This window comes from Rhodovulum sp. MB263 (genome assembly GCF_002073975.1).
Lineage (GTDB): Bacteria > Pseudomonadota > Alphaproteobacteria > Rhodobacterales > Rhodobacteraceae > Rhodovulum.
Genome location: NZ_CP020384.1, coordinates 984518 through 1011271 on the forward strand (window position 1 = coordinate 984518; position 26754 = coordinate 1011271).

Annotated in this window: 24 protein-coding genes and 2 pseudogenes; 21 read left to right on the forward strand and 5 right to left on the reverse strand. The window is 66.9% G+C overall.

The window, feature by feature from the left end:
• Nucleotides 1-7 precede the first annotated feature (7 nt).
• From B5V46_RS04740 to B5V46_RS04750, 3 genes are all read left to right on the forward strand, one after another.
• A complete protein-coding gene (locus B5V46_RS04740; protein WP_196774346.1) occupies nucleotides 8-1480 on the forward strand; it encodes a glycosyltransferase family 39 protein in 1473 nt (490 codons plus the stop codon).
• A complete protein-coding gene (locus tag B5V46_RS04745) occupies nucleotides 1477-2952 on the forward strand; it encodes a glycosyltransferase family 39 protein (protein WP_080615532.1) in 1476 nt (491 codons plus the stop codon). The genes B5V46_RS04740 and B5V46_RS04745 overlap by 4 nt, the downstream gene beginning before the upstream one ends.
• A 113-nt stretch (nucleotides 2953-3065) precedes the next feature.
• Nucleotides 3066-5555: an FAD-dependent oxidoreductase gene (locus B5V46_RS04750; RefSeq protein WP_080615533.1), complete on the forward strand. Its 2490-nt coding sequence runs from the start codon at nucleotides 3066-3068 to the stop codon at nucleotides 5553-5555.
• Nucleotides 5556-5579: 24 nt separating this feature from the next.
• Here the strand turns inward: B5V46_RS04750 and B5V46_RS04755 are convergent, their stop codons facing one another.
• The 4 genes from B5V46_RS04755 to B5V46_RS04770 all read right to left on the reverse strand — a co-directional run bounded on the left by B5V46_RS04755 (nucleotide 5580) and on the right by B5V46_RS04770 (nucleotide 8328).
• On the reverse strand, nucleotides 5580-6053 hold the full coding sequence (locus B5V46_RS04755) for an EF-hand domain-containing protein (RefSeq protein ID WP_196774347.1): 474 nt from the start codon (nucleotides 6051-6053) through the stop codon (nucleotides 5580-5582).
• A gap of 104 nt (nucleotides 6054-6157) precedes the next feature.
• Nucleotides 6158-6514 (reverse strand): carboxymuconolactone decarboxylase family protein, encoded by a 357-nt coding sequence (locus B5V46_RS04760; RefSeq protein WP_080615535.1) that lies wholly within the window; start codon nucleotides 6512-6514, stop codon nucleotides 6158-6160.
• 54 nt (nucleotides 6515-6568) lie between these two features.
• Nucleotides 6569-7249 (reverse strand): DUF938 domain-containing protein, encoded by a 681-nt coding sequence (locus B5V46_RS04765; protein ID WP_080615536.1) that lies wholly within the window; start codon nucleotides 7247-7249, stop codon nucleotides 6569-6571.
• A complete protein-coding gene (locus tag B5V46_RS04770; protein WP_080615537.1) occupies nucleotides 7249-8328 on the reverse strand; it encodes an FAD-binding oxidoreductase in 1080 nt (359 codons plus the stop codon). Before B5V46_RS04770 ends, B5V46_RS04765 begins: the two co-directional genes overlap by 1 nt.
• 329 nt (nucleotides 8329-8657) lie before the next feature.
• Between B5V46_RS04770 and B5V46_RS04775 the strand changes: the two are divergent.
• From B5V46_RS04775 to B5V46_RS04810, 8 genes and pseudogenes are all read left to right on the forward strand, one after another.
• Nucleotides 8658-9070, forward strand: a pseudogene (locus tag B5V46_RS04775) (integrase core domain-containing protein); the annotation flags it as partial.
• An 827-nt stretch (nucleotides 9071-9897) separates the two neighbouring features.
• Nucleotides 9898-10719 carry an AraC family transcriptional regulator gene (locus B5V46_RS04780; protein ID WP_231119235.1) on the forward strand — a complete coding sequence of 274 codons (822 nt, stop codon included), beginning with the start codon at nucleotides 9898-9900 and terminating at the stop codon, nucleotides 10717-10719.
• An 89-nt stretch (nucleotides 10720-10808) separates the two neighbouring features.
• Complete coding sequence (locus B5V46_RS04785; RefSeq protein WP_080615539.1) at nucleotides 10809-12902, forward strand: TonB-dependent receptor; 2094 nt, start codon at nucleotides 10809-10811, stop codon at nucleotides 12900-12902.
• Nucleotides 12896-13900, forward strand: a complete 1005-nt coding sequence (locus B5V46_RS04790; protein ID WP_080615540.1) for a trans-aconitate 2-methyltransferase — start codon at nucleotides 12896-12898, stop codon at nucleotides 13898-13900. Before B5V46_RS04785 ends, B5V46_RS04790 begins: the two co-directional genes overlap by 7 nt.
• 1 nt (nucleotide 13901) lies before the next feature.
• Nucleotides 13902-14807, forward strand: a complete 906-nt coding sequence (locus tag B5V46_RS04795) for a taurine ABC transporter substrate-binding protein (RefSeq protein ID WP_080615541.1) — start codon at nucleotides 13902-13904, stop codon at nucleotides 14805-14807.
• Nucleotides 14804-15538 (forward strand): ABC transporter permease, encoded by a 735-nt coding sequence (locus B5V46_RS04800; RefSeq protein ID WP_080615542.1) that lies wholly within the window; start codon nucleotides 14804-14806, stop codon nucleotides 15536-15538. Before B5V46_RS04795 ends, B5V46_RS04800 begins: the two co-directional genes overlap by 4 nt.
• Nucleotides 15535-16128, forward strand: a complete 594-nt coding sequence (locus tag B5V46_RS04805; RefSeq protein ID WP_080615543.1) for an ATP-binding cassette domain-containing protein — start codon at nucleotides 15535-15537, stop codon at nucleotides 16126-16128. Before B5V46_RS04800 ends, B5V46_RS04805 begins: the two co-directional genes overlap by 4 nt.
• 825 nt (nucleotides 16129-16953) lie before the next feature.
• Nucleotides 16954-17747, forward strand: a pseudogene (locus tag B5V46_RS04810) (IS5 family transposase).
• A gap of 717 nt (nucleotides 17748-18464) precedes the next feature.
• Here the strand turns inward: B5V46_RS04810 and B5V46_RS04815 are convergent.
• Entirely contained in the window at nucleotides 18465-18668 is a 204-nt protein-coding gene (locus B5V46_RS04815; RefSeq protein ID WP_080615544.1) for a DUF1127 domain-containing protein, read from the reverse strand.
• Between the two features lie 322 nt (nucleotides 18669-18990).
• Between B5V46_RS04815 and ruvC the strand changes: the two genes are divergently transcribed.
• The 10 genes from ruvC to pal all read left to right on the forward strand — a co-directional run bounded on the left by ruvC (nucleotide 18991) and on the right by pal (nucleotide 26740).
• Nucleotides 18991-19497, forward strand: a complete 507-nt coding sequence (ruvC, locus tag B5V46_RS04820; protein ID WP_080615545.1) for a crossover junction endodeoxyribonuclease RuvC — start codon at nucleotides 18991-18993, stop codon at nucleotides 19495-19497.
• Entirely contained in the window at nucleotides 19494-20189 is a 696-nt protein-coding gene (gene ruvA / locus B5V46_RS04825) for a Holliday junction branch migration protein RuvA (RefSeq protein ID WP_080615546.1), read from the forward strand. Before ruvC ends, ruvA begins: the two co-directional genes overlap by 4 nt.
• Nucleotides 20190-20200: 11 nt before the next feature.
• On the forward strand, nucleotides 20201-21244 hold the full coding sequence (gene ruvB, locus B5V46_RS04830; protein ID WP_080615547.1) for a Holliday junction branch migration DNA helicase RuvB: 1044 nt from the start codon (nucleotides 20201-20203) through the stop codon (nucleotides 21242-21244).
• A gap of 61 nt (nucleotides 21245-21305) precedes the next feature.
• Entirely contained in the window at nucleotides 21306-21962 is a 657-nt protein-coding gene (locus tag B5V46_RS04835) for a hypothetical protein (protein ID WP_080615548.1), read from the forward strand.
• Nucleotides 21959-22408 carry a tol-pal system-associated acyl-CoA thioesterase gene (gene ybgC, locus B5V46_RS04840; RefSeq protein WP_080615549.1) on the forward strand — a complete coding sequence of 150 codons (450 nt, stop codon included), beginning with the start codon at nucleotides 21959-21961 and terminating at the stop codon, nucleotides 22406-22408. The genes B5V46_RS04835 and ybgC overlap by 4 nt, the downstream gene beginning before the upstream one ends.
• Before the next feature lie 53 nt (nucleotides 22409-22461).
• A complete protein-coding gene (gene tolQ, locus B5V46_RS04845) occupies nucleotides 22462-23157 on the forward strand; it encodes a protein TolQ (RefSeq protein ID WP_080615550.1) in 696 nt (231 codons plus the stop codon).
• A 3-nt stretch (nucleotides 23158-23160) separates the two neighbouring features.
• Complete coding sequence (gene tolR, locus B5V46_RS04850) at nucleotides 23161-23637, forward strand: protein TolR (RefSeq protein ID WP_080615551.1); 477 nt, start codon at nucleotides 23161-23163, stop codon at nucleotides 23635-23637.
• Nucleotides 23638-23646: 9 nt separating this feature from the next.
• Nucleotides 23647-24810, forward strand: coding sequence for a hypothetical protein (locus B5V46_RS04855; RefSeq protein WP_080615552.1), 1164 nt, complete (start codon nucleotides 23647-23649; stop codon nucleotides 24808-24810).
• Nucleotides 24807-26135 (forward strand): Tol-Pal system beta propeller repeat protein TolB, encoded by a 1329-nt coding sequence (gene tolB, locus B5V46_RS04860; protein ID WP_080615553.1) that lies wholly within the window; start codon nucleotides 24807-24809, stop codon nucleotides 26133-26135. Before B5V46_RS04855 ends, tolB begins: the two co-directional genes overlap by 4 nt.
• Before the next feature lie 101 nt (nucleotides 26136-26236).
• Nucleotides 26237-26740: a peptidoglycan-associated lipoprotein Pal gene (gene pal, locus B5V46_RS04865; RefSeq protein ID WP_080615554.1), complete on the forward strand. Its 504-nt coding sequence runs from the start codon at nucleotides 26237-26239 to the stop codon at nucleotides 26738-26740.
• Nucleotides 26741-26754: the final 14 nt, after the last annotated feature.

Below are 26754 nucleotides of genomic sequence, written 5' to 3' on the forward strand. Positions count from 1 at the left end.
CATGGTCATGGATGATGCGGCCGATCGGCGGCGGACGGCGATCTTCCTTCTTGCGATCTCGGTCTATTTCGCAGTCCAGGCCGGTCTGCGTCTGGCGCTGGGCGGCGCCTATGAGACGGACGAGGCCGAGATGCTGGTGATGACGCCGGGGCTGCGGCTGGGATACGGCCCGCAACTGCCGCTTTACAACTGGCTGCAACTTGGCTTTTTCGAACTTTTCGGGCGTGGGCTGCCGGCGCTGGCACTGCTCAAGAACCTGTTGCTCTGGGCGACCTATCTGGCGGTCTTTCTGGGGCTGCGACTCTGGCTGCCTGCGGCCACGGCGGCGCTTGGCGCGCTTTCGCTGTTCCTGATCCCCGATCTGGCCTGGGAGGCGCAACGGGCGACGACCCATTCCAACATGCTGCTTGCGACCTCGGCGGCGACGCTCGCAGCCTTCCTCTGGGCGATGCGGCGCGGCAGCTTCCTGTCCTGGGCCGTGCTGGGGCTGGCCATCGGGCTGGGCGGGTTGGCCAAGTACAACTATTTCCTGGTGCCGGTGGCGCTGGGCCTTGCCGCGCTGACCTTGGCGCCGATGCGGGGTGCGCTTTTGCGGCGCCGTGCGCTGATCGCGCCGGGGCTGGCCGGTCTCATCGTTGCAGCCCCCTATGCCTGGATGCTGCAAAATCGCGATCTCGCCTTTTCTTCGCTCGGCAAGCTGCATATCGACGCGGGCGCGGCCCCCGGACGTCTCGTGCCGGAGGGCCTGTCGCAATTGCCGGGCGGACTTCTGGCGCTCATGGCGCTGCCGCTTCTGGTCGCCCTGATCGCCTGGGGGCTGAGCCTTGGGCGGCGCCGCGCGGAAACCGGCGCCGGCCCGCTTCCCGCGCTCTTGCTGCGGGCCGCGCTCTTTGCCGTGGTTCTGACAGCGGCCGGGATCTGGGCGGCCCATGCCGGGACGATCACGTCGCGCTGGCTTCTGCCCATTGCCTTCCTGGCCGTGCCGGGGCTTTTCACGGCGCTTGCGCCACGCCTGGCCGCGCGCGGACGGACCACGGTGTTCGCATTGATGGCGGTTCTGGCGCTCCTGGTGATGGCGGGGCTCGGCTATGACCGCTTCAAGGATGGCGCCCGGCGCGATGTTGTCTTCGACAGCCTGCCCGCGCGACTGGCGGAGATCGACGGGGCCGAGGGCGTGCCGGTGATCGCCGAATTCTACACTGCCGGCAATCTTGCCGCCCTTGCGCCCGGCCTTCAGATCGCGCCCTATCTGCCTTTCGCCGCGCATCGCTTCGGGGCCGGACCGGTACTGTTTCTGTTCCGCGAGCATGTGCCGCCCAGTCTCGAGATCGGGGCAGTTCAGGCGGGTTGGCCAGCCGGATCAGGGGCCGGGTCCGGGATCGAACGCCTGCAGGAAGGCGCCTTCTCGTTGCCCTATCGCGGTTCGTCGGCCGAGATGCCGTTCCGCTATGTGCTTGCAAGGATGCCTGCGCTGCCATGACCGACAATCACGCCCCGGCTTCGGACCGGCGGATCGCCACCGTGTTCCTTCTGGCGCTCGGCGCCTATTTCGCGGCCCAGGTCGGCCTCAGGGTTGCGCTTGGCGGCAGTTTCGAGGGCGACGAGGCCGAAATGGTGGTGCTGGCGCGCGACTGGCACTTCGCCTCGGGGTCGCAGCCGCCGCTTTACAACTGGTATCAGACGCTTTTCTTCAAGCTCTTCGGGGTCGGCACCCTGGGTCTTGTCCTGGCCAAGAACCTGATGCTCTGTGCTACCTATGCCGTCACCTTCCTCGCGCTCCGGCCGCTAGCCGGTGTGCGGCCGGCGATGCTGGGGGCGCTGGCCTTGGGGCTGATCCCGACCCTGGCTTGGTGGTCGCAGCGCACCGGCTCGCACAGCATCGCTCTGGCGCTGACCACGGCGCTGACGGTCGCGGCTTTCCTCCACCTGCTGCGCGCACCGGGGCGGGGGCGCTACCTTCTGTTCGGGTTGGCAATCGGGCTTGGAGGGCTCGCCAAGCCGAATTACTGGATGGTGCCGCCTGCGCTGATCCTGGCAGGGCTCAGCATGCCGGTCTGGCGGGGCGTGTTCTGGGACCGGCGGCTGTGGCTGTCGGGAGCGGTCGCGCTGGTGGTGATCGCGGCGCCCTATGCCGCGATGCTGGCCGCGCCGCTTGCCACCTTCTCGGATACCTGGGAGTTCCGGGCGGGTGCGGGAGGGGCCGCGCAGGCGATGTGGCCGAAGGGGCTGGCCTATGTCGTGCAATCGGCCCTGATCGAGGCGGTGCCGGCGCTGTTGATGGCGGCGGCCGCGCTGGCTTTTGGCGGGCGGGCGATGCGGCGGCTGCCGCATATCCGGCCCGAGGCGGCCGTGCTGATGCGCGCGGCGCTGATCGGGCTGGGGCTGGTCGCTTTGGGCGTGGTGGTGACGGATACCGGCTTTTTCCGGCCGCGCTGGCTGTTGCCGCTGTTCATTCTGGGGCTGCCTGCCGCGATGATGACGCTTCTGGCCGATGCATCGGGCCGTACCCGGCGCAATGTCGTCCGGGCGATGGCCGGTCTGGCCCTGCTGGTTCTGGCCGCGATTGCCGATACGCGGTTGCGCGGCGCGGGTAGCGATTCGCTTCGGGTCGACCGGCTGGCCGAGGTCATCGAAGAGACCGTTCCCGATGTGCCGCGGCTGTTGGGGCCGCATTACTATACCGGAAACCTGCTGCTGCACCGGCCCGGCTGGACGGCGTTTCCGCCCTATCCGACCGACTGGCTGATCATGCCGCACGGACGCGTGCTGGTGATCGAGGAGCGCAAGCGGCCCGATGAGGCGCTGGGTCTGCTGCGGGAGCAGGGCTATCGCGGCGCGACCCTTCCGGCGCCCGTGCTCAGCCGCGAGGTTCTCATTCCCTACCGCTTCGAGGACGCCGCGCCGCGCCGGCTGAGGCTTACGCTTTTCGACTTCGGCCCGACGCGCCATTGAGCCGCGCGGCCTGACGCGTCGGTTTCTGGCCATTTGGGGTCGGATGGCCTCCGCCCTGCGCGCCGAATCCTGCCTAACTGGAGCAATGGCGCGGCAAGCAGGAGTGAAGGCCGATGAAGACCCATGTCAAAGCTCTGGTGGTCGGCGGCGGTGCCGTCGGAACCTCGATCGCGTATCATCTCGCCCGCGCAGGCTGGGACACGATGCTGCTGGAACGCGACGAGCTGACCTCGGGGTCGACCTGGCATGCGGCGGGGCTTTTGCCCTATTTCAACATGTCCTTCGCGACGACCCATATCCATGACTACTCGATCAGGTTCTACAAGACGCTCGAGGCCGAGACCGGTCTGAACCCCGGCTTCAGCGTGGTGGGCAACCTGCGCATGGCGCAGACCCAGGCACGGATGGACGAATACAGGCTTTACGCCAGCACGGCCGAAACCTGCGGCGTGCCCTATGAATGGCTCGCGCCCGCCCAGATGAAGGAACGCTGGCCGCTGTTGCGGACCGAGGATCTGGTGGGGGCGATCTTCCATCCGACCGACGGCTATATCAATCCTGCCGACGTCACCCAGGCGATGGCCAAGGGCGCGCGCCAGCTTGGCGCGGTGATCGAGCGCAAATGGCAGGTCGACGGTTATGACTGGACCGGGTCGGAATGGCGGGTGAGCCTGACGAAGATGGCCGAGAGGGGCGGGAACCTCGTCCCCACCGGGGAACAGACCGTCATCACTGCCGAACATGTCGTCACCGCCACCGGCAACCATGCCCAGCGCACGGCGCGGCTTCTGGGGCTGAAGATCCCGGCCATTCCGGTCGAGCATCAGTATATCGTGACCGAACCCGATCCGGCTCTGGTCGCATGGCGCAAGGCCGGCAATCCCGAACACCCGGTCCTGCGCGATGCCGATGCCAAATGGTATGTGCGCGAGGAACGCGGCGGCTGGATCCTCGGCCCCTATGAACGCGGCGCGCCCGTGCGCTTTGCCTATGGTTGCCCCGACAGTTTCCGCGCCGATCTGTTCCCGCTCGATCTGGAGAGGATCGAGGAGGAATACATGTCGATGATCCACCGGCTCCCGAGTTCGGAAACGGTGGGGCTCAAGGACGATTTCAACGGCCCGATCTGCTATACCCCCGATGGCAACCCGCTCCTGGGGCCGGCGCCGGGGCGTCGCAACATGTGGCTGGCCGAGGGCTTTTCCTTCGGGATCACCGCCGCCGGGGGCAGCGGGCATTACCTCTCGCAGCTGATGACCGAGGGCGAGGCCGAGATCGACATGGGCGCGCTCGACCCCCGCCGCTACGGGTCCTGGATGACGACCGATTATGCCGTCACCAAGAACGAGGAGGCCTATGAGCATGTCTATATCCTGCACCATCCCGACGAGGAACGCCCCGCCGCGCGGCCGCTGAGGACAGCGCCCTGCTATGACCGGATGAAGGCGCTGGGCGCGCAGTTCGGGCAGGTGAATGGCTGGGAGCGACCGAATTATTTCGCCCCCGAAGGCTTCGACGACCATGCCGCGCGCAGTTTCCGGCGCGGCGGCTGGTGGCAATATGCCGAGGCCGAGGCCCGGGCGATCCGCGAGACGGCGGGGCTGATCGACGCCACCGCCTTTGCCAAGCATGTCGTGCGCGGTCCCGGGGCGACGGCCTTCCTCGACTGGTTCACCTGCAACAGGTTGCCGAAGGTTGGGCGGGTCAACCTGACCTATGCCCTCAGCGTCGCAGGCACGGTCAGGACCGAATACACCATCGTCCGTCAGGCCGAGGACGTCTATTATCTGGTCTCGGCCGGGGCCTGGCACGCCTATGACGAGGATTTCCTGCTGAAGGCGGTCGAGGACAAGGCGGCCGAGTTCGGTACGGTGATCGTCGAGGACGTCACAACGCGCCATGGCGTCTTCGCGCTGGCAGGACCCAATGCGCGGGCGATCCTGGCCGGCCTGATCCGCGATGCCGACCCGGCGACGGCGCTGTCGAACAAGCGCTTCCCCTGGCTGTCGGCGCGGCAGATCGAGCTGGGCATGGTCCCGGTCAACGCGCTTCGGGTGGCCTATACCGGCGAGCTGGGCTGGGAGTTGCACCACCCGATCGAGATGCAGAACCATCTCTTCGACCGGCTGATGGAAGCGGGCGCCGCGCATGGGCTGAAACCGGTGGGGGCGCGGGCGCAGAACTGGCTTCGGCAGGAGAAAAGCTACCGCGCCTTCGGCACCGAACTGGGGCGCGATGCGACGCCGCTCGAGGCCGGGCTCGACCGCTTCGTCGATCTCACGAAGGACTTCCATGGCAAGGCGGCGATGCAGGCCAGGGGCATCCGCTCGACATGCGTCACGCTGCTGATCGACGGACCCGAAGATGCCGACCCATGGGGGCGCGAGGCGCTATATGACGGCGAGATCCGGGTCGGACGGCTGACCTCGGGCGGCTGGTCGGTGGCTTTCGGCAAGTCCATCGGCATGGGCTATGTGCGGCCCGATTTGGCAAAGCCGGGTACGCGTCTGAGCGTCAGGATGTTCGATGCGCTCTGGACGGCCGAGGTGGTCGGGGACAGCCCCCACGACCCGTCGAACGCGCGGATCCGGGCGGACGGCTAGCCGTCTCGCCGCCGGTTCCGTCGGTCAGCGGGCGGAGACGTCCCAGAGCGTGAGCCGCCCGTCGCCGTCGCGGTCATGCATCGCGAACCATTCATAGGCGGCCAGCCGGAACTCGGAGAGATCGATGAGGCCGTCGCCATTCAGATCGTTGCGCATCAGCTTCTGCCCCATGACGATGACCCTGCGCTCCGAGGCCTGCTCGCCGCGGAAATAGGCCAGCGGACCGCGCGCATGATCGAAAGCCGCGGCCTCGGCGGCGTCGATCCGGCCGTCGCCATTGGTGTCGAAGCTGGCGAAGATCCGGCGCGCCTGGGCCTGCAATTCGTAGCGGGAGATCGTGCCGCTGCGGTTGGCGTCCCATTTCTCGTAGAGAATCGGAGCGCGCTGGGGCTCGGCGCCCGCAGCATTGGCCACACCACCGGCCGCATTGGCGGAGCCTGCGGCAAGGGCAAGAACGAGGCCCGGAAGGGCAAGGACGGAAAGGGTGGGGCGGCGCATCGGAGGACTCCTTGGAACGCTGTGTCCAAGAGGTAGTCGCATCCGGTGCCTGCGGCAACTGCAACCGGGGCAGGGCGCCCCGAGGCGCCCCGGCCCCTTCGGGCCTATTCGGCGGCCTGCGCCTTTTCCTCGGTCAGCTGGTCGTAGCATTCCATCGCTTCGGCCGCGTACATCATGGCCGGACCGCCGCCCATCTGGATCGCCATGGCCAGCACATCGCCGACCTCTTCGCGGCTGGCACCGACCCGCACCAGGGCCTCCATATGCAGCACGATGCAGGCCTGGCAGCGCTGGGTGATCGCAATGCCGAGGGCGATGAATTCCTTGGTCTTGAAGTCGAGCTCGCCGCCTTCCTTCACGGCTTTGCCAAGCGCTCCGAACGCCTTGGTCTGGTCTGGAAGGGCCTTGTTCAGCCGGCGCAGCTGATCCTTGGTGCCATCGCGTTTTGCGGTCCAGTCCATGTCTGTCTCCTCTGCTCCGAAGATGAGTCGGAAATGCGATTTACACTGACCTAATTAACGGTTCCGTTGCGCGATCACAGGGGGCTGGCGGAAAATTATTGTCAGGTTATTCGCAGGCATGGAAATCTGTGCCTCAAGCGTCAGCCCTGCCGCCCCGCCGCGCGCCGCGATCCAGGCCACCGGCTTGTAGCCGATATCGGGGTCCTGGGCGATCAGGCTGGCATGGAAGGCCGCGTCGCCCGGGCTGGCAAAACCGTCATCGCGCAGGAAGGGGCCGTAGAGGGCCAGAACGCCGCCGGGGGCCAGCGCCCGGGCGGCCTCTTCGATCAGGGTCCGGGCCTCCGCATCGGAGACCAGATGCAGGATGTTGCTGGCAAAGATCAGGTCCTGCCCGGCCCGGGCAGCGCCCCAGTCCGGCTGGCAGGCGTCCAGTTCCAGCGCGGGGCGAAGGTTCGGCCGCGCCGCGTCCGCCGCCCAGGCATCGATCGAGGCACGGCGCCACGGGTCTATCTCGGTCGGTTGCCAGATGAGGCCCGGAAGCCGGGCAGCCAGGCGCACCGCATGTTCGCCGGTGCCCGAGGCCAGTTCCAGCGCGCGGCCCCGCGCCGGCGCCACGCGTTCCAGCACCGCGCAGATCGCCTCGGCATTGCGTCGGGCGGAGGGGGCGCTGAGCCGCCCGTCCGTGTCCGGCGTCGCGGCCGAGGCGCTGTGGGGCAGGATCAGCCGCTTCGGCATCAGCCGAACCGGGCCGGGCTGAAAGCGGGCTCGAGGGCGCGCCGAAGCTCGGAGGCGCGGTCGCCGAGTATATCGGCGGCAAGCGCGCTGGCCGCAGGCGAGGTCTGGATGCCGAAACCGCCCTGTCCCGCATGCCAGAAGAAGTCCGGATCGCGCGGATCGGGCCCGATGACCAGCAGCCGGTCGGGCGCGAAGGTGCGCAGGCCGGCCCAGTTGGCCTCGACCCGCGTCACCGGCTCGGTCACCATCTCCTGATAGCGGTCCAGCCCCTCGGCCAGCACCATGTCGTCGGCATAGGCATCATGCGGCGGCATCGGGTCCTCTTCGGCGGGCGAGACCAGAAGCTTGCCCGCTTCGGGCTTGCAATACCAGCGTTCGCCCGCGCCGATCACCATCGGCCAGGTCCGGATATCGTGGCCTGCGGGGGCCGGAAGCTGTGCCATCGAGCGGCGCATCGGGATCAAGCCCAGCGGTCTCAGCCCGGCCAGTCGCGCGACCTCGTCGGCCCAGGCGCCGGCGGCATTCACCAGGATCCGGGCTTCGGCAAGCTCGTCTCCGGCCTGGACCTGCCAGCCGGTCGCGAGCCGGGCAATGGCGGTGATCCGGCGGCCGGTCTCGATGCTGCCGCCCTGGGCGCGGATCTCGCGGGCGAAATTCTGCAGCAGGCGGTCGGTATCGATGTCCCAGGCGCGCGTGGTGATCCCGGCAAAGGCGAGCGGCGCCGGCGCGAGGATCGGCACCCGTGCCCGGGCCTCGGCGGGAGAGATCGGCGCCAGCGCCATCCGACGGCAATTCCGCTCGAAGGCGGCGCGGTCTTCGGCCCGGGCGATCACCATCAGGTCCCGGGGCGTCAGCACGCCGCCATTGGCGGTCTCGTGATAGGCGCGTCCTGCACGGTTCAGCGTCACGATTTCGGGCGCGCCGAGGCATTCGTCGTACAGCGCCGCCGACCGGCCCGAGGCGTGGTAGCCAAGGGCCTTCTCGGCCTCGAAAAGCCTGACACGGCCCAGATGCGACAGCCGTGCGCCGACCGAGACCCCGGCGATACCGCCGCCGATGACAATGAAATCCGTCTTCATGATGCGAGATAAGCACAAGCGCGCGGCAGAGGGAATCCCTGCCACATGTCGCTCTCGCGACGGCGGGCGAGGGGACGCGGTCGGTCTTTGCCCATGTCCTCGGCATATGAGCGACTGTCCCGACCGGCCCGACCGTCATGATCCGGCCCGACATTCCGAAGACCGGCGCCGCGTGGTGGTGTCAGGGAACGCATGCCCCGCCCCGGGATCTGCCCGGCAAGGGCTGCCGTGGGCCTTGTTCCGCAAAAATATCATATCGGTCCGGGCCATCAGATCCCGGTGTATCGCCCCTGGCTTCCGTCACTGTCCGATTTGCGGGGAGGTGATCACCCTTCTACCGCGATCTGGATCTGCCGGTGAAAGCCGTATTGACCGGGCGAGCCATTGCAGACGCCACCGGTTCGAGGCCGATGGCGGGCGACCGCGAATTCTGCGGCACCGAAAAGCACCCCTGAGAGCTCTATCCCGAGCTCAACGTCATCGGGCACCGCCGCACCAGGGGGAACGCCGAAAGACCAACGGCTTCGTCGAGCGCTTCAACGGCACAGTGCTGGAGGAGTTCTTCCGCGTGAAGATGCGCAAGACCTTCTACGAGACCCTCAAAGCGCTCCGGACCGATCTCGGCGCCCGCCTCGTCCACTACAACACCGAGCGCCCGCATCCGGGGTGTCGCAACATGGGACGCAGCCCCATCGAGACTGTCACGTCATTCCTCAGTCAGGAAGGTCAAGCGGATACGTAAGCAGCCGAGAAGATTTCGATCGTGGCTGTCTTCACGTCACGAAGCCCGCACAAGCCGAAGGCACGGATCAGGCTTGGCGACGAGCCCACATCGTGATGCGCATGCAAAATCCAATCTCTGCAGGAAATCGACATCGGCGAGGTCTTCCGCATCCATGCCGCCGCGGTCTGCATGGGATACACCGGCTTGTTCAGCTCGGTCCTGTCAGGGTGCCGTAGCAAATCGTCCCGAGGCATGAACATGCACGGCCGACACATAGGGGAGGGCTCCAACATCGCAATGTCATCAAGATCATCATCAGGATCGGCACAATTCTTGACTATTTAAATAAGTTACTGTCTGTCTAGAGCCATCACCTTGTCTTGCGGATCGTGGCGGATGGCCCTTACTGTTGCCCCATGCGGCGGCGCCCCTGCAGAACCCTATGCCCCGGTCCCTGCGATTCCCCGCGCACCGGACCTTTTTCGGCAGCATAAGCTGCGGCGCATTCCGGGCCTTCGGCATCAGGTGCATGCACCATTCGGTGACATCGCCGAGGCCGGGAGTGATACGACTGTCGAATTCAGGGCACTGTCTCTCGTTTCGACCGCGACCTCGCTTCCGGGGCGGTGTCTGAAGGCGGAAAGCCGCGTGATCGTCGGGGAAGAAAGCTCGTTCACTCAATCCGCGTCTGCTAGAGGGCATGCTCGCCTGCGCCACATCCCCTTCAAAATCGACGCCTGCCAGACATGACCCTGATCGAGCCGCACCGCTTCACGCCCTTCGAGGCAGGCAGCCCGACCTCGGTCACGATCCCGGGGCTGCACCGCAACACCCATGTCGACGTCATGCGGATCACACCCGGCCTCGTGCTGGCGCATAGTCATTTCTCCGCTGCTCTCCGGCATGTGGGCGACATTCGTCGTCCGGAGGATCAGTTGATCCTCACCTTCAACCTCTCGGGCCGCATGTTGCTGATCGATCCGCAGGGCGCAGCGCATGAGATCAGCGGTGGCCAGGGCTGGATCATCCGCTCGGGTGGCAAACGGGTGCAACGCATCGTCGAAAAAGGCGATGGCTGCTCGAATCTTGTCATCGCTCTTTCCGTATCGCGGCTGTCCCTCGCGCTGGCAGGCATGCTGGAGCCTTTGTTGCCCAAAACAGCGCAATTCCGTTGCCTGCGCCTGCCGGTTCCCGGCAAGTCCACGCTGAAGACGCTGCTGGACGGGCGCACCGATCCGGCGGCGCTCCTGCGCAAGGAAGGCCAGTGTCTCGCACTGATCGGGCATGCGCTGGAAGAGATCGCCGCCGCCCCGGACCAGGGCGCCGCGCGGGGCGATCCCGGGCTGCTGATCGCGCGCGTGACCGCTTTTCTCTCTGACAACCTCGCCAACCCGATCACCATATCCGGGATCGCGCAGGAGCTGGGGATGAGCCATGTCACGCTCAATCAGATCTATCGCGCGGCCACCGGAATGACGGTGTTCGAGCATCTGCGCCGCCTGCGGCTGGAGGCCGCCGAACGGCTGATCCGGCACACGGATCGCAGCTTTACCGAGATCGCCGACGACTGTGGCTTTTCCGATGCCAGCCATCTCTCGAACGTCTTTCGCAGGCACCATGACATGACGGCAAGCGAGTGGCGGCGGCAGGTTCGTAAGAAAACCTGACCCGCTTTCGGTAAATTCAAGAGTATTTTCGTCAGCTACAAGATTCCGCCTCCGGGCCGTGGCACTGAGCCCCGAAAAGGAGGCCGCCCATGTCCCGACATTCTTCATCCCGCCCGGCCCCGAGCCGGATCGCGCTCTTTGCTCTGTCCACCGCATTGACGGGCAGCCTGATCCCGGGCCTGGCGCGGGCCGCAGAGGACACGATCTATCTGGGCGAGATCACCGTCTTCGCCAATTACTGGGAGGAACTGGCCCGCAAATCCGCCGCGACGGCAACGGTTCTGGGCGAGGGCGATCTGGCGCAGCCGGTCTCGCCCGATCTCGACGCCATGGTGGGGCGTTCGGCCAATACCGTCTTCCAGCGCGCCAATTCGCAGGAACGGCTGGTCGTGCGCGGCATGTCGGCCTTCGACAATGCGCTGTCCGATCCGGTCGGCTATCTTGTGAACGGCGTGGCGTTGCCGATGGGCACGATCCAGCTGCCGCATTTCTTCGGAGCCGCCAATGTGACGCTGCTCAAGGGGCCGCAGGGCACCACCTTCGGGCGCAATTCCGAGGCCGGGCTGCTGGCCGTCGACACGATCCGGCCCGGCAGCCGCGAGGGCGGCGAGATCACTCTGGGCGTTTCGGGATCGGATGCCGGTGCCTCGCCGCTTGGCGGCAGCGGGTCGGTGTCGTGGTCCGGGCGTGCGGAAAACGGTCCTGCGCTGTCCTTCGGGCTGGAACATGCCCGCGATCCGGGCGTGATCTCCAACCCGGTTTCCGGCGCGGATGACGGCGGCAAGAACCGGCGCCTCACCGGTTATGCGGCGGCCGAGTGGGAGTTGCAGGATGGCGGCTATCTGCGCCTGTCCACGCTGGCTGAGGATCAGAAGTTCAACAAGGAGCAGTTCCGCTATATTTCCGGCCCTCTGGCCACCGGGCGCTATGAAAGCGTCTATTCAGACCCGTCACGGGAGCGTCGCCGGATATCGGTCACCGCGCTGGAATACGGCACCAGCTTTGACGGGTTCGATCTGACGGCGATCACCGGCTTCACCACCTTCGACCGCGATTTCGTGCTGGATTTCGACGGTTCTCCGCTGACCCTTGGTGTGACGGAACTGGATGTCCGCGATCGCACCCTCTCGCAGGAGATCCGCCTGACCTCGACCGGTGCGGGGCTGTTGAAATGGGTGCTCGGCGTCAATGCCTTCAGGCAAAGCACCGATGCCGATTTCGACCTTGGCGCCATGTCGACCGACCGCCATACCGAGATCGACCAGACAGGCGCGGCGCTTTACGGTTTCGGCGAATATGCGATCAGCGAGCGGTTCCGTCTGGGGGCCGGGCTCCGACTGGATCACGTCTCGTCGGAGGCCTGGCAGCGCTTCACCTCGCCCATGGCGAGCATGCGCTACGAGGGCGATGACAGCTCGACCACGGTGCTGCCGAAACTGACGCTGGCCTATGACCTGTCGGACAGGACCACGATCCATGCCAGCTATGCACGCGGCTATATGCCAGCGGGTTACAATTACGGCTTTGCCAACAGCGCCGACAGCCTGAGCTATGACGCCGAATACAGCTGGAACGCCGAGATCGGGGTGAAGCATGAATTCGCGACCGGCACGGCGCTGAACCTCGCGGCCTTCCACACCACGGTCAGGGACAAGCAGATCACCGAGACCATTCCGGGGGCCTCGCAATATATCTCGAATGCCGGCGAGGCGAAAAGCTACGGCATCGAGGCGGAATTGACCGCGCCGCTGGGATCGGGCTGGGAACTCTCTGCCAATGCCGGATGGCAGCGCGCACGGGCAAGCGCGTTCAGGACCACCTCGATGGATCTGACCACGGGATCGCTGGTGCCGGTCGACTGGTCGGGCAATGCCCTGCCGATGGCGCCAGAGGAGAGCTGGGGCCTTGCGCTCTCGCGTCAGACGGAGCTCTGGCGCGGAAGGATCAGCCTGCACGGGTCGGGCAGCTACTGGTTCGATCCGGGCAACAGCGTGAAGCAAGACGGCTTCATGACCGTCGATGCCGAGATTTCCCGACGCTTCGGGAAGGGCGAGCTGACGCTCTGGGCGAAGAACCTGCTGGATGAGAAATATTACAGCACCGCCTCCTCGACGATCCGCGGCGTGATGGTCGAGGATGGCAGCCCGCGGACAGTCGGCGTGAACTGGAGGATGACATGGTGAGCCCGGATCGCTCGTCGGGCGCCGGGCTTCTTCTGCAGACACTGGAAGGCCCGATCCGCTATGCGCTTCTCGACTGGGCGCTGGATAGCGGGGTGTTCGGCTTTTGCGAAAGCCATGTCGCCGCGGATCTGCTGGCCCAGCGCATGGAGCTGCCGGTCGGCCCGCTGAGCCTTGCGCTCCGCGCCCTGGTGGCCGCGGGCTTCATGGAAGCGGACGAGTCCGGTTTCCGCACCGCCCCCGACATCCTGCCCTTCGTGAAGACGGGCAGCCCGTGCAACATGATCGAGACCCTGCGCATGATGGCCGGGACCCGGCATGCGGGCCTCGGGCAGTTCGGCGCGCTGGTGGCGGGCAAGGCCAGCGGCTCCGGGGCGCGATTGTTCGACGAGGCGCATTGGGATGCGCATCACCGCTCGCTCGCAGGGTTTCACCGTGCGGTTGCCACCGAGGCAACCATGCCCTGCCTGACCGGCCTGCCCGAATGGGCCCAGGCCCGGACCCTCCTGGATATCGGGCCCGGCTCCTCGGCCTTGGCCGCGCGACTGCTGGAAGCGCGCCCCGATCTGCGCATCACGCTTTTCGACCTGCCGCCGGTGGCCGAACGGATCCGGGCCGAGGCCGGGAGCCTGCCGCTCGACATCCTGCCCGGAAACTACAACCAGACCCTGCCCGGCGGGCAATTCGACATCATCTGGTGCTCGATGTCTCTCTATTTCCATGACAAGGGCCTGCCCGCGCTGATCTTCCGGCTGTCCGAGCGGCTGGCGCCTGGCGGGGTGATGGTCAGTTTCCACGAGGCGCTGAGCGATCACCGTTCTGCGCCCTCCGAACATGTGCTGGGGCGGCTGCTGCCGGCGCTGCGTCAGGGCGACGTCTCTTTCGCCGATGGCGAGATCGCCGACGCGATGGCCGGGGCCGGTCTCGTGCGTCCGAGCTCGCAGCTTCTTTCCACGGCCTTTGGCCGCTTTCGTCTGGATGCCGCCCGCAAGGAGATATGATATGCGTCTGCTTTTCCTTTTCGTCGCGGTTCTGCCGCTGCCCGCGCTCGCCGAAGAGATCCTGCTTTCCGGCCCGCCGATCTGGGAAACTGCGCCTCTGATTGCGCTGGCCGAGGATCAGCCGCTCGAGGGGGTCACCTTCCGCTTTCGTCCCTGGGCCAGTCCCGAGGACTTGCGCAAGCAGGTCGTCGCAGACAGGCCGCTGATGGCGGTCGCGCCCTCGCCCACGGCAGCGATCTTCGATGCGACCGGCATGGAGTTGCAGGTGATGTCCGCGACGATCACCGAGGGCAGTCTTTCGATCGTCGGGCGGGGGGGCGAGCTGACGGACCTGGCCGGTCTGCACGGGGCAAGCCTCGCCCTGCCGTTCAAGGGCTACCTCCCCGACCTGATGATGCGCCGCATCGCGCCCCCCGGTCCGGAGACATGGCAGCCGCATTACACCGGCAGCCTCATCGCCGGCATGCAGCTTCTGCTCGCTGAACGGGGTGTCGACGCCGCCTTGCTGGCCGAGCCGATGGCGACACTCGCTCTGGCACAGGATCGGGACCTGACGCGCCGGGCGGATTTCTGCACGCTCTGGCGGGACGCAACCGCACTCGCAGACTGCCCCCCTGCCGGAGTGGTCATCGTCAATCCCGCATTCGCGGACCGGCCCGAGATCCGCGCCGCCTATCACGCGGCCTTCGCAAAGCTTGCCGCAGACCCGGCCAGCGCGGCCGATTTGCTGGCCACACATTTCCCCGGGATGGTGCAGGCAGGGGCCGGCTTTGCCCGTATCGCGGCCATCGACCTTCCCATGCCGGAAAAGGCAGATGTTCTGATCGATTTCTATGCCACGATCCTCGAGATCGAGCCTGACGCGGTCGGAGGCAGGCTGCCCGACAGGGATTTCTACGGAAGATGACGCGGAAGCTGGCCTTCCTGACCGGCGTGGCGGCGATCGTCCTTTTCTGGTCGCTCGCCGCACGGGCGAACCTGCCCGCGATCCTGCCCGGTCCGCTGGCGGTCCTGAAGGCGCTTGGCCAGCTGCTCGGCGATCCGGGGTTCTGGTCCGGCACCCTGGGGCCGAGCCTCGGGCGCGCCACCGGCGGACTGGCGCTGGCTTTCGCCATCGGTGCGCCGCTCGGCCTTGCGGGGTGGCGCTGGCCTGTCGTTTCGGCGCTGCTCGCCCCCTTGCGCCTGATCCTGATGGGACTGCCCGCACCGGTGCTCGCCATCCTGTGTATCCTGTGGTTCGATGGCAGCACCACGACGACCATCCTGACGGTGGCGGCGCTGCTCGTCCCGGTATTCCAGATCGCCGTCGCCGAAGGCATGAGCGCGATCGAGCCGCAGCTTGACGAGATGGCACGGCTCTTTGACGTGCCCCCGATCCGCCGCCTGCACCGCATCATCCTGCCCGCACTCTGGACAGCACTTGGCCCGGCATTGCGGATCGCGGTTGCCAACGCGATCCGCGTGACGCTGCTGACCGAGCTTCTGTCGGGGGCCGAGGGCCTTGGCGCCGCGGTCCAACGTGCCCAAAGCTGGCTTCAGACCGACCGGCTGTTTGCGCTGGTTCTCGTGATCCTCGCGCTGATCGGACTGGCCGAGATCGCGCTTGCGGTCCTGATCCGCGAGAAGAAACGACCATGACCCTGTTCGCCGCCGAAAACATCGGCCTGCAGTATCCCGACCGCCCGGCCCCGGTCTTCCGAGACCTGTCATTGACCATCCGCGGGCAGGAGAGCCTCCGCCTGAGCGGGCCAAGCGGTACGGGCAAGACCAGCCTGATGCGGGTGATCGCCGGGCTGGAGCGGCCGACATCGGGCCGGATCCTCCTCCGGCCCCGCCGGATCGGCATGGCCTTTGCCGAACCGCGCCTGCTTCCGGACCTCTCGGCCATCGAGAACCTGTTGTTCGTCGCCCCCAGGGCCCGTGCCGAGGCAAGCGCCATGCTGGCCGGACTGGAGATGGCGGCATTGCAGGATGCGTCCGCAGACAGCCTCTCGAAAGGTCAGGCGCAGCGCGTGGCACTGATCCGTGCCCTGCTGATCCGCCCCGAGATCCTGCTGCTCGACGAAGCGCTTGGCGGGCTCGATATGGCGACATGGCAAACTGCCCGCGACCTGATCCTGACACAGCGTGCCCGGACGGGTTTTGCCCTCGTCGAGATCAGCCATGACACGGCCCGGCTGATCATGCCGGAGGCCAGGGTGATGTCGTTCCGCCCTGTGCCGCGATGACTTTTGCGGTTTTCCGGAGATATGGCTTAGGTGCGTCCAGGGCCCATCCCCGGATGACCGGGAAGCCAAGGCGATCGGCTTTCAGGTTGCTCCTCGCGGTCCGCTTGCGCTCCAGGAGGCAACTGCCTGCCTGAGCGATACCGGCAATGGCTGTCTTCATTTGGCGCGCGGGGCTCTCGGTACTCCCTGGGGCAGGCTGGAATTCCTGCTGGACTGAACCGGCCTTGGGCGGGTTTCGCGCCATCCTGCTGGCTCTAGCGATACGGTTATGGCCACTTGCCACCGGAGGAATGGTGCTTGGTCAGCCGGTTGAGGTGCATCGATTGGGCCATCAGGCCCTCAAGGAAACCGAGCACTACACTTGCCCGGCGAGTCGGAGGCGGGCCGTCATGGGGGGGACAGGAGCAAAACATTGTAACGATTGCCGCGCAAGTTGCAACATTTCCGGAAAAGTCGTGAGTTGTCAGTTGGACATTTTGTGCCGGATATCACGCGAACTCTGACTCGCAGGTGCTATTTTTCTGAATCAAATGGGCAGGCGGCGTCACGCAAAAGCACCCCAAACGTCAAGCGTTTTCGACCCAAGTCAGTCCCTCGCAACGCCTTCACAAAGGGCTGCCTGCGGTCATCCGTCCCGCCTGGTGCGAAGGCTGCTATCGGCAGCGAGCGCCGAAGTGGGTGGCGCTAGGCGCTCAAGCGCCATGCTGCGCTGCCGCAGGTCCGTTCCGAGCCCTTACCGTTTGACGCTGCGCGAGGAAGCTAGGCTGCAGCCCCATTGATTTCAGGCATTTGGCATGATTCAGGCTCCGCAAGGAGACCTGATCGATGAGCAATCTTTACTGGCTGAGCGATGCACAGATGGAACGCCTGAAGCCGTTCTTTCCCAAGAGCCATGGTAAGCCCCGCGTCGATGATCGTCGCGTCCTCAGCGGCATAATCTTCATCAATCGCAATGGGTTGCGTTGGTGCGATGCGCCGAAGGAATACGGCCCGGCGAAGACCCTCTATAACCGTTGGAAGCGCTGGAGGTGAGTGGTTGAACGCCACTGGTTCGAGAGAAGCCCCGAACACGGGGTCTTCGCCCGGATCATGGTCGGCCTGGCCGCCAAGAGCGCCGAACACAAGACGATCATGATCGATGCAACCTACCTCAAGGCACAGCGCACGGCGTCGAGCCTTGGGGTGAAAAAGGGGGGCGCGAGCGCCAGATAGGTCGGACGAAGGGCGGTATGAACACCAAGCTGCACGCCGTTGCCGACGCCAAGGGGTGCCTGATCGGGTTCTTCATGTCGGCTGGGCAGGTCAGCGATTATACCGGCGCGGCGGCGCTGCTGGCCAGTCTGCCGAAGGCAGGCTGGCTTCTGACCGATCGGGGCTATGATGCCGATTGGTTCAGAGAAGCGTTGAAAGACAAGGAGATAAAGGTTTGCATCCCCGGCCGGAAATCCCGCAAGAAGGCGGTGAAATACGACAAGAGGCGGTACAAACGGCGCAACCGCATCGAGATCATGTTCGGGCGGTTGAAGGATTGGAGGCGTGTCGCCACCCGATACGACCGGTGCCCGGAAACCTTCTTCTCTGGGATCATGCTCGCCGCAACCGTCTTGTTCTGGCTGTGAAACTCAATGAGTCTGGACCCTAAGGCTGGCGTGAGGTGGTCGGGTGTCTTGCCGCCTCGAGTCGCGGATCGGGGTATAAGGTAACTGCGGTCTGATAGGCTCTCTCTCCTTGCTTCCCTCGGGGCAGGGCGTGAGGGGGGCAGCGCGCTGATGGCGGATGCGATCTGCCGGATGCAGGGCACATGCAAAGGTGCGGCGCTGGTCGGAACCCCCGGATCGTATCGCCGGCCTGGCCTACGGTCCTTTGCGCGTCTCGCGGATCGTCGGCTGTCTTCGCAGACATGTCGAGGCCTTGCCATTCGATGCGGCGGAACCGGAAGGCGGGCTATGCCATCACCCCGCATTCGGGCTGACGCAGAGAGACTTGACGCAAGCCCGGGATGCAGGACGGATCCGGCGCATCTGCCCCCTGGAGGGAATGGAACGCTGGCAATCGGCGGACATGCCGGTTGTGGCGTCGCATGACCGATAGGGCTGCCATCCGGCCGATGCGTTGCGCTCCGTAATTTGCGTGGGCCCCATCCGGTTTGAAACCGCTCGGGACATGCATCCGGGCGTCGTGACGAGCTTGCCGCAAAATCAGCGGGAAAGGGATAAAGGCCGGGCGGCCCCGTTCGGGCGCGGGCGGCAATTTCTCCCTTCGATTTCCCCGTCAAAAAGCCCCGGCCGGAAGGGTCGGGGCTGGTTGTCGTGAAGCTGCCGGGGCGGGCAGGGCGCTCAGCTCAGAAGGCGGTCGATATCGCCGCGGCACAGGCCGATATCGTCAAGCTCGCGATCGGTCAGACGCGACAGCGCATTGCGCGTGCGGCGGGCCTCGTCCCAGGCCTGGAGACGGGCGAACAGGGCGCTCACAAGGCCGAACCGGGGCGCGTCGGCCAGCAGGCGGGCCGGTTGCGGATGCGAAACTTCGAACATGGCCATCTCTTGGGTCCTTCCGTCGCTGCGAGTCGTTCGTCGACGACATGAAAGCTCAGCTAGGCGTCCGGAATGCGGGAGGCAACCCGACATTTCCGCATGCGATACATGCATCCGACGCATGTCGGAAAGGTCCCGGCAATTGCCTGTCGGAAAAGGGAAAAACTGCTTCCGCGTCTGGTCGTTTTTCGACCTCGAACAGCCGCTTTCCGGCTCTGGACAGGGGCGCCTCCCGGGGGGACGCCGAAACCGGGCTTCCGCATTGCATCTGGCCGATGTTCGCTTTTCGTGCTACTGCGTCCGAAATGCCACAAGAAATGGGGCGAGCATGCGTGTCTTGGGCATCGACCCGGGCCTCCGGAACACCGGTTGGGGGATGATCGAGCAACGGGGCAGCCGACTCGGTCACATCGCCAACGGCGTCTGTCATTCCTCGGGCGAGACCCTGGCCGAGAGGCTTCTGTCGCTGCACGCCCAGCTGACCGAGATCGTCGCCCGCCACGCCCCCGAGGCGGCGGCCGTCGAACAGACCTTCGTCAACCGCGATGCGGCGGGCACGCTGAAGCTGGGGCAGGCGCGGGGGATCGCGCTGCTGGTGCCGGCGCAGGCCGGGCTCGCGGTCGGCGAATACGCACCCAACGCGGTCAAGAAGGCCATTGTCGGTGTCGGCCATGCCGACAAGCGCCAGATCGACCATATGGTGCGGCTGCAATTCCCGGGCATAGAGATCGCAGGTCCCGATGCCGCCGATGCGCTGGCCATCGCGCTGTGTCACGCGCACCATCTGGCGGGGGGCGCGCGGCTGGCGGCAGCGCTGGCCCGGGCAGGCGCATGATCGGGCGGCTGGCCGGGCGGCTGATCCACAAGGGCGCCGATCAGGTGATGATCGATGTCGGCGGCGTCGGCTATGTCGTCCATGTCTCGGACCGCACCCTGATGGGGCTGCCGGGGCTGGGCGAGGCGGTCGCGCTTTATACAGATCTTCTGGTGCGCGAGGACCTGTTGCAGCTTTACGGCTTTCCTACGCTGCATGACCGCGAATGGCACCGGCTCCTGATGGGCGTGCAGGGGATCGGCGCCAAGGCCTCGATGGCCATTCTCGGCACGCTCGGCGCCGAGGGTGTCGGCCGGGCCATTGCTTTGGGCGACTGGGGTGCGGTCAAGGCCGCGCCCGGCGTCGGCCCCAAGATCGCCCAGCGCGTGGTCAACGAGCTGAAGGACAAGGCGCCCGCGGTGATGGCGCTGGGCGGCCAGCTGTCCGCCGAACTTGCCGCGGGCGAGGTGATCGCGCCCGCAACTCCCGCGCCGCCTGTCCGGGGCAAGGCTCCGGCCGCTTCTCCTGCCGCCTCCCCGGTTTCGACCTCGGTCTCGGCCCAGGCCGATGCCCTGTCGGCGCTGGGCAATCTCGGCTATGCTCCGTCCGAAGCCGCCCAGGCGGTGGCGCGGGCCGCGGGCGAAACATCCGGGGCCGACACCCCGGCGCTGATCCGCGCGGCGCTGAAGCTGCTGGCCCCCAAGGCGGACTGAAGGCTGATTGAATGACCGGACCCGACCCAATGCTGCGCCCCGAGGCGCGTCCCGAGGATTCCGACCGCGCGCTGCGCCCCGAGACGCTCGAGGCCTTCATCGGCCAGGCCGAGGCGCGGGCCAATCTGCGGGTCTTCCTGCAAAGTGCGCGCCAGCGCGGCGAGGCGATGGACCATGCGCTGTTCCATGGGCCCCCGGGCCTGGGCAAGACCACGCTGGCGCAGATCGTCGCGCGCGAGCTTGGCGTCAATTTCCGCATGACCTCGGGGCCGGTGCTGGCCAAGGCGGGCGATCTCGCGGCGATCCTGACCAATCTGGAAAAGCGTGACGTTCTTTTTATCGACGAGATCCACCGGCTGTCGCCCGTCGTCGAGGAGGTGCTCTATCCGGCGATGGAGGATTTCGAGCTCGATCTGGTGATCGGCGAGGGCCCGGCCGCGCGGACCGTCCGGATCGAGCTGCAGCCCTTCACGCTGGTCGGCGCGACGACCCGGCTGGGGCTGCTGACGACGCCTCTGCGCGACCGTTTCGGCATTCCCGTGCGGCTGCAATTCTACACCGTGCCCGAACTGGAAGAGATCGTGGCGCGCGGATCGCGCCTGATGGGCATTCCGGCCGATCCCGAGGGCATCCGCGAGATTGCGCGGCGCGCCCGCGGCACGCCCCGGATCGCGGGGCGGCTCTTGCGCCGGGTGGTCGATTTCGCGCTGGTCGAGGGCGACGGGCGGATCACGCGCAAGGTCGCCGATCATGCGCTGACGCGGATGGAGGTCGATGCGGTCGGGCTCGACGGGGCCGACCGGCGCTACCTGCGTCTGATCGCCGAGAACTATGCCGGCGGTCCGGTCGGGATCGAAACGCTTTCTGCCGCGTTGTCTGAGTCGCGGGATGCCTTGGAAGAGGTGATCGAGCCCTATCTTCTGCAACAGGGCCTGATCCAGCGCACGCCGCGGGGGCGGATGCTGGCACAGAAGGCCTGGACCCATCTGGGGCTTGCGCCGCCACGCGCGCCGGGGCAGACCCCGCAGACCGACCTCTTTGACGGGAGCGCCTGACCGGAGCCGCGTCGCGGGGTCTGTGCAAGGCGACCACGACCGAAACCGAAAGGAGACCGAGATGACGCCCGAAGAGGTGACCGCGCTGTTTACCCGGTCGGAGGGCGAGTATCTGTTCGCGCGCTGGGGCCGCCCCATCGCGCCGGTCGTGTTCGGGGTCGACGATGCCACGCTGGCGACCTTCAAGGGCGCCTGCGAGGCGGTGGTGGGGCTGGCCGGGCACGAGATGGCCGAGACAGACCCCGACCTGGGCTCCAATCTCATCGTCTTCTTCTTCGAGGACTGGACCGAGCTGGTGCAGGTGCCGCATCTCGACCGGCTGGTGCCCGATCTGGCGCGCCGGGTCGCCCGGCTGCAGGCGGCGGGGGCCAACCAGTACCGCTTCTTCCGCTTCGACGAACAGGGTGCGATCAAGGCGGCCTTCGTCTTCATCCGGATGGACCCCGATCTGTCGCGGATGCCCGCCGAGTCGATCGCGCTCAACCAGATCGTGCAGACGATCCTCCTGTGGTCCGATACCGCCTTCGCCGAGTGCAGCCCGCTGGCCCGTGCGCCCGGCGGCATGCTGGTCCTGCGGCCCGAGATTGCGGCGGTGATCCGGGCGGGCTATGACCCGGCGATGCCGGCGGTCGCGCGCGAGTCCAGCCATGCGCTGCGCCTCGCCGCCCGTGTCGGCCATACCCTGGGAAAGATACAGATACTCGGGCAGGAACAATGACGCATCGGCTGACCCTCCGCGTCTATTACGAGGATACCGACCTTGCCGGCATCGTCTATTATGCCAATTATCTCAAGTTCATAGAACGCGCGCGCTCGGAATGGGTGCGCGGGATCGGCATCGATCAGCTGCGGCTGAAGGCCGAAACAGGCACCGTCTTCGCGGTGCGCCGCGTCGAGGCCGACTATCTCAGCCCGGCCAGGTTCGACGATCTGCTGACGGTCGAGACCGATCTGCTGCGGCTCACGCCCGCGCGGCTGGTGCTGGATCAGGCGGTTCTGCGGGGCGGGACCCGGCTGTTCGAGGCCCGGGTGACGCTCGCCGCGCTCGGGCCCGGCGGGCGGCCGGTCCGGCTTCCGGCAGAGTTTCGCCGAAGTCTCGAAACCGGGCCGGCGGGGCCCCGCGCTGACGCGGATGTGTTGGCAATCCCCCTTAAAACGCGCTAGCGTCCGGTGTAACGCAGGTCCGAAGAACCGGACCCATCCAACGAGCAGGCAGAATGGAAACCGATACCCTTGCGATGGCGCAGGAGATTGACTTCTCCTTGCTCGCCCTTTTCTTGCGCGCGACGATCACGGTCAAGCTGGTGATGCTGTTGCTGATCTTGGCCTCGTTCTGGTCGTGGTCGATCATCGTCCAGAAGATCATCACCTACCGTAAGGCCCGGGCCGAGGCCGCGCGCTTCGACGAGGAATTCTGGTCGGGCGAGCCTTTGGACGAACTGTTCGACAAGATCGGCCCCGAGCCGCAGGCCGCGCCCGAGCGGATCTTCGCCGCGGGCATGATGGAATGGCGCCGCAGCCACCGTCAGGACGGCAAGCTGATCGCGGGGGCCGCCGCCCGGATCGACCGCTCGATGGATGTGGCCATCGCCAAGGAGACCGACAGCCTGAATGCCGGGCTCTCCTTCCTCGCGACCGTGGGCTCGACCGCGCCCTTCGTCGGTCTGTTCGGCACGGTCTGGGGCATCAAGCATGCCTTCGAGCAGATCGCGCTGCAGCAGAACACCAACCTCGCCGTGGTGGCGCCCGGCATCGCCGAGGCGCTGGTGGCGACCGCGCTGGGGCTTCTGGCCGCGATCCCGGCGGTGGTCTTCTACAACAAGCTTTCCGCCGACAGCGACCGGCTGGGCGGGGGCTACGAATCCTTCGCCGACGAATTCTCGACCATCCTGTCGCGCCAGCTGGACGCCTGAGCCATGGGTGCCAGCCTGACCCCTCGCAAAAGCTCGGGCGGACGGCGGGTGCGCGGCCACCGCCGCCATCCCGCGGCGATGTCCGAGATCAACGTCACGCCGATGGTCGACGTGATGCTGGTGCTTCTGATCATCTTCATGGTCGCGGCGCCCTTGCTGACCGCGGGCGTTCCGGTCGAACTGCCCAAGACCGCCGCCACCGCGCTGCCGGCCGAGCAGGAGGCGCCCCTGACCCTCACGCTGACCGCTGATGGCCGGATCGTCCTGCAGGAAACCGAAATCGCCGCCGAGGCGTTGATCCCGAAACTGAAGGCGGTGGCCGCCGAGCGCGAGGATGACAAGGTCTATCTGCGCGCCGATGGTGGCATCCCCTATGAACGTGTGGTGCAGGTGATGGGCGCGCTCAATTCCGCGGGGTTCCGCAATATCGGTCTGGTGACCGATACCGGCGGTCCGAGCCTTGATGGCCGGGACGAGTAGGGCGGCCAAATGAACACCGGGACCTATATCTCGGGGGGGGCGCATCTGGGGCTGATCGCCTGGGTGATGCTGGCAGGGCTGTTCGAGGCCCCGCCGCCGAAGCCGATGGAGGTGAGCGACGTGACGATTCTGTCCGGCGACGAGTTCGCGGCGCTGACGGCTCCGGCCGCGGCGCCGAAGCCGTCGCAGGAGATCGCTGCGCCCGAGGCCCCCTCGCTGCCCAGCTCTCCCCGTCCGGCGCCCGCCCCCGAGGCCCGGCCCCAGCGTCCCGCGCCGCCCGTGCCGCAGGAAACGGCCGAACCCGATCCGGCGCCCGAGGCGCTCGAGCCCCCCGCCGAGGCCGATGTCGCCGAGACCGTGACCGCGCCCGAGGCGCCCGAGATCCCCGATGCCCCCGAGGCGCCGGTGACCGATACCGCGCCGCCGCGCCCCTCGACCCGGATTGCGCCCGAACCCTCGGCGCCGCCGCCCGAGGATGCCCGCGTGGCCGAGCAGCCGTCGCAGGCGACCCGTCCCGACCCGGCCGCCGAGCGCCCGGTCCCCGAGGCCGACGACGCTGCGCCCGAAGAGGCCGCCACCCAGACCGTGACCGAGGCCGAGGAACAGCCCGAAACCGGGCTCGCCATGGCCGCTTCGCCGCGGCCCCGGACCCGGCCGAACCGCCCCGCCGCACCGCCGCGCGAGACCCCGCCGCCCACCGAGACCGCCGCCGCGCCGGAGGCCCCCGAAGAGGCCGCCTCGGAAGAGGACAGCCAGGCCGATGCGATCGCGGATGCCCTGGCCGATGCGATGTCCGAACCGGCCGCGGCGCCCGAGGGCACTGGCGGGGCCGGGCGCGCCGCCAGCGGCCCGCCGCTGACCGGTGGCGAGCGCGACGCGCTTCGCGTCTCGGTCTCGCGCTGCTGGAATGTCGGCTCGCTCTCGACCGAGGCATTGAAGACTTCTGTCGTGCTCGGCGTGGACATGGAAGAGACCGGAAAGCCCAGGATCGGGTCGATCCGGATGATTTCCTGGTCCGGCGGGTCGGAAGCCGCCGCGCGCCAGACCTACGAATCGGCGCGCCGCGCCATTGTGATGTGCGGGTCGTCGGGTTTCCCGCTGCCGGTCGAGAAATACGACCAGTGGCGTCAGATCGAGATGACCTTCGACCCAGGAAAGATGAGGATTCGATGATGCTGCGCCTTCTGACCGCGATCCTTGCGCTGGTCCTTGGACATGCCGCGCTGCCGGCGCAGGCTCAGAACGGTCCGTTGAGGATCGTGATCGACGAGGGGGTGATCGAGCCCTTGCCCTTCGCCGTGCCCGAATTCGTGGCCGAGAACGCGGCCGCGGCCGAATATGCCCAGAACATCACCCGGGTGATCGCCGCCGATCTGGAGGGCACGGGGCTGTTTCGCGAGATCCCGCGCGAGGCCTTCCTGTCGACGGTCACGAGCTTTGCAAGCCCGGTGCAATATTCAGACTGGAAGGCGATCAACGCCCAGGCGCTGATCACCGGCTCGGTAAGTATCGACGGCTCGGGGCGGCTCAGCGTCAAGTTCCGGCTCTACGACGTCTACGCGCAGGCGCCGCTGGGCGACGGGCTGCAATTCGGCGGCGCTGCGGCAAGCTGGCGCCGGGTGGCGCATAAGGTGGCCGATCAGGTCTATTCGCGGATCACCGGCGAGGGCGGCTATTTCGACAGCCGCGTCGTCTTCGTGTCCGAGCGCGGCCCCAAGAACGAGCGCGCGAAGCAACTGGCGATCATGGATTACGACGGCGCCAACATGCAGGCGCTGACCGATGCCAATTCGATCGTGATCGCGCCGCGCTTCTCGCCCACGGGCGACCGCGTGCTGTACACGAGCTATGAAAGCGGCTTTCCCCGGATCTACCTGCTGGATGTGGCGACCGGCCAGCGCCGGATGCTCGACGACCAGCCCGGCACCATGACCTTCGCGCCGCGCTTTGCCCCCGATGGCCAGAGGGTGCTGTTCTCGCTGTCGCAGGGCGGCAATACCGATCTCTACGAGCTTGACCTGCAATCGGGACGGCGTACCCGGTTGTCGGATGCGCCCTCGATCGAGACCGCGCCCAGCTTCTCGCCCGATGGCAGCCAGATCGTCTTCGAATCCGACCGCTCGGGCAAGCAGCAGCTTTACGTGATGCCCGCGAATGGCGGCGAGCCGCGCCGGATCTCCTTCGGGCAGGGGCGCTACGGCACCCCGGTCTGGTCGCCGCGCGGCGATTACATCGCCTTCACCAAGCAGAACAAGGGCCGGTTCCATATCGGCGTGATGCGGACCGACGGGTCCGAGGAACGCCTGCTGACCGCCTCCTTCCTCGACGAGGGCCCGACCTGGGCGCCGAATGGCCGGGTGATCATGTTCACCCGCGAAACCGCAGGCGCGGCCGGGGCGCCTGGGCTCTATACCGTCGACATCACCGGGCGGAACCTCCGGAAGGTTCCCTATCAGGGCCAGGGCTCCGACCCATCGTGGTCGCCGCTTCAGCCCTGAGCCCCCACAGACGCGCCCGGAGTCCCGGGCGCGTTTGCGTCATCCGATCCCGCTGGTAGGATCCACCTGCCGGCCATGACCCGACAAAGAGGACTTCTCGAATGACCCGCATCGCCACATCTCTTCTGCTGGTGACGGCGCTTGCCGTCTCGGCCTGTTCCAATGCCGACCGCTTCGGTTCGGCCAATGGCGGCGCCGCCGGCGCCTATGGCGCCAACGGCTCGCCCAGCGACCCGACCTCGGTGGCCTATTTCAACCAGACCGTCGGCGACCGCGTGCTGTTCGCCGTCGACCAGAGCTCGCTCTCGCCCGACGCGACCGTCACGCTTGACGGCCAGGCCAACTGGCTGAACCAGAACACCGCCTATGCCGCCACCATCGAAGGCCATGCCGACGAGCAGGGCACCCGCGAATACAACCTTGCCCTCGGTGCCCGCCGCGCCAATGCGGTCAAGGAATATCTGGTCTCGCGCGGGGTCTCGCCGAACCGGCTGCAGACCGTGACCTATGGCAAGGAACGTCCGCTCGCGATCTGCTCGGCGGAATCGTGCTATGCCAAGAACCGGCGGGCGGTGAGCGTGCTCGCGCCGGCCGCGGGGTTCTGAGGAGGACAGGATGA

What these genes read in the sequence shown, in the direction of transcription:
- tolB (WP_080615553.1), top strand. Translation starts at nt 24,807, where the DNA reads ATGATGCTGCGCCTTCTGACCGCGATCCTTGCGCTGGTCCTTGGACAT.
- B5V46_RS04815 (WP_080615544.1), bottom strand. Translation starts at nt 18,668, where the DNA reads ATGGCCATGTTCGAAGTTTCGCATCCGCAACCGGCCCGCCTGCTGGCC.
- tolQ (WP_080615550.1), top strand. Translation starts at nt 22,462, where the DNA reads ATGGAAACCGATACCCTTGCGATGGCGCAGGAGATTGACTTCTCCTTG.
- B5V46_RS04795 (WP_080615541.1), top strand. Translation starts at nt 13,902, where the DNA reads ATGCGTCTGCTTTTCCTTTTCGTCGCGGTTCTGCCGCTGCCCGCGCTC.
- B5V46_RS04805 (WP_080615543.1), top strand. Translation starts at nt 15,535, where the DNA reads ATGACCCTGTTCGCCGCCGAAAACATCGGCCTGCAGTATCCCGACCGC.
- tolR (WP_080615551.1), top strand. Translation starts at nt 23,161, where the DNA reads ATGGGTGCCAGCCTGACCCCTCGCAAAAGCTCGGGCGGACGGCGGGTG.
- B5V46_RS04780 (WP_231119235.1), top strand. Translation starts at nt 9,898, where the DNA reads ATGCGGATCACACCCGGCCTCGTGCTGGCGCATAGTCATTTCTCCGCT.
- B5V46_RS04765 (WP_080615536.1), bottom strand. Translation starts at nt 7,249, where the DNA reads ATGCCGAAGCGGCTGATCCTGCCCCACAGCGCCTCGGCCGCGACGCCG.
- B5V46_RS04755 (WP_196774347.1), bottom strand. Translation starts at nt 6,053, where the DNA reads ATGCGCCGCCCCACCCTTTCCGTCCTTGCCCTTCCGGGCCTCGTTCTT.
- ruvA (WP_080615546.1), top strand. Translation starts at nt 19,494, where the DNA reads ATGATCGGGCGGCTGGCCGGGCGGCTGATCCACAAGGGCGCCGATCAG.
- B5V46_RS04835 (WP_080615548.1), top strand. Translation starts at nt 21,306, where the DNA reads ATGACGCCCGAAGAGGTGACCGCGCTGTTTACCCGGTCGGAGGGCGAG.
- pal (WP_080615554.1), top strand. Translation starts at nt 26,237, where the DNA reads ATGACCCGCATCGCCACATCTCTTCTGCTGGTGACGGCGCTTGCCGTC.
- B5V46_RS04770 (WP_080615537.1), bottom strand. Translation starts at nt 8,328, where the DNA reads ATGAAGACGGATTTCATTGTCATCGGCGGCGGTATCGCCGGGGTCTCG.
- B5V46_RS04855 (WP_080615552.1), top strand. Translation starts at nt 23,647, where the DNA reads ATGAACACCGGGACCTATATCTCGGGGGGGGCGCATCTGGGGCTGATC.
- B5V46_RS04760 (WP_080615535.1), bottom strand. Translation starts at nt 6,514, where the DNA reads ATGGACTGGACCGCAAAACGCGATGGCACCAAGGATCAGCTGCGCCGG.
- B5V46_RS04790 (WP_080615540.1), top strand. Translation starts at nt 12,896, where the DNA reads ATGGTGAGCCCGGATCGCTCGTCGGGCGCCGGGCTTCTTCTGCAGACA.
- ruvB (WP_080615547.1), top strand. Translation starts at nt 20,201, where the DNA reads ATGACCGGACCCGACCCAATGCTGCGCCCCGAGGCGCGTCCCGAGGAT.
- ruvC (WP_080615545.1), top strand. Translation starts at nt 18,991, where the DNA reads ATGCGTGTCTTGGGCATCGACCCGGGCCTCCGGAACACCGGTTGGGGG.
- B5V46_RS04785 (WP_080615539.1), top strand. Translation starts at nt 10,809, where the DNA reads ATGTCCCGACATTCTTCATCCCGCCCGGCCCCGAGCCGGATCGCGCTC.
- B5V46_RS04800 (WP_080615542.1), top strand. Translation starts at nt 14,804, where the DNA reads ATGACGCGGAAGCTGGCCTTCCTGACCGGCGTGGCGGCGATCGTCCTT.
- B5V46_RS04740 (WP_196774346.1), top strand. Translation starts at nt 8, where the DNA reads ATGGATGATGCGGCCGATCGGCGGCGGACGGCGATCTTCCTTCTTGCG.
- B5V46_RS04750 (WP_080615533.1), top strand. Translation starts at nt 3,066, where the DNA reads ATGAAGACCCATGTCAAAGCTCTGGTGGTCGGCGGCGGTGCCGTCGGA.
- ybgC (WP_080615549.1), top strand. Translation starts at nt 21,959, where the DNA reads ATGACGCATCGGCTGACCCTCCGCGTCTATTACGAGGATACCGACCTT.
- B5V46_RS04745 (WP_080615532.1), top strand. Translation starts at nt 1,477, where the DNA reads ATGACCGACAATCACGCCCCGGCTTCGGACCGGCGGATCGCCACCGTG.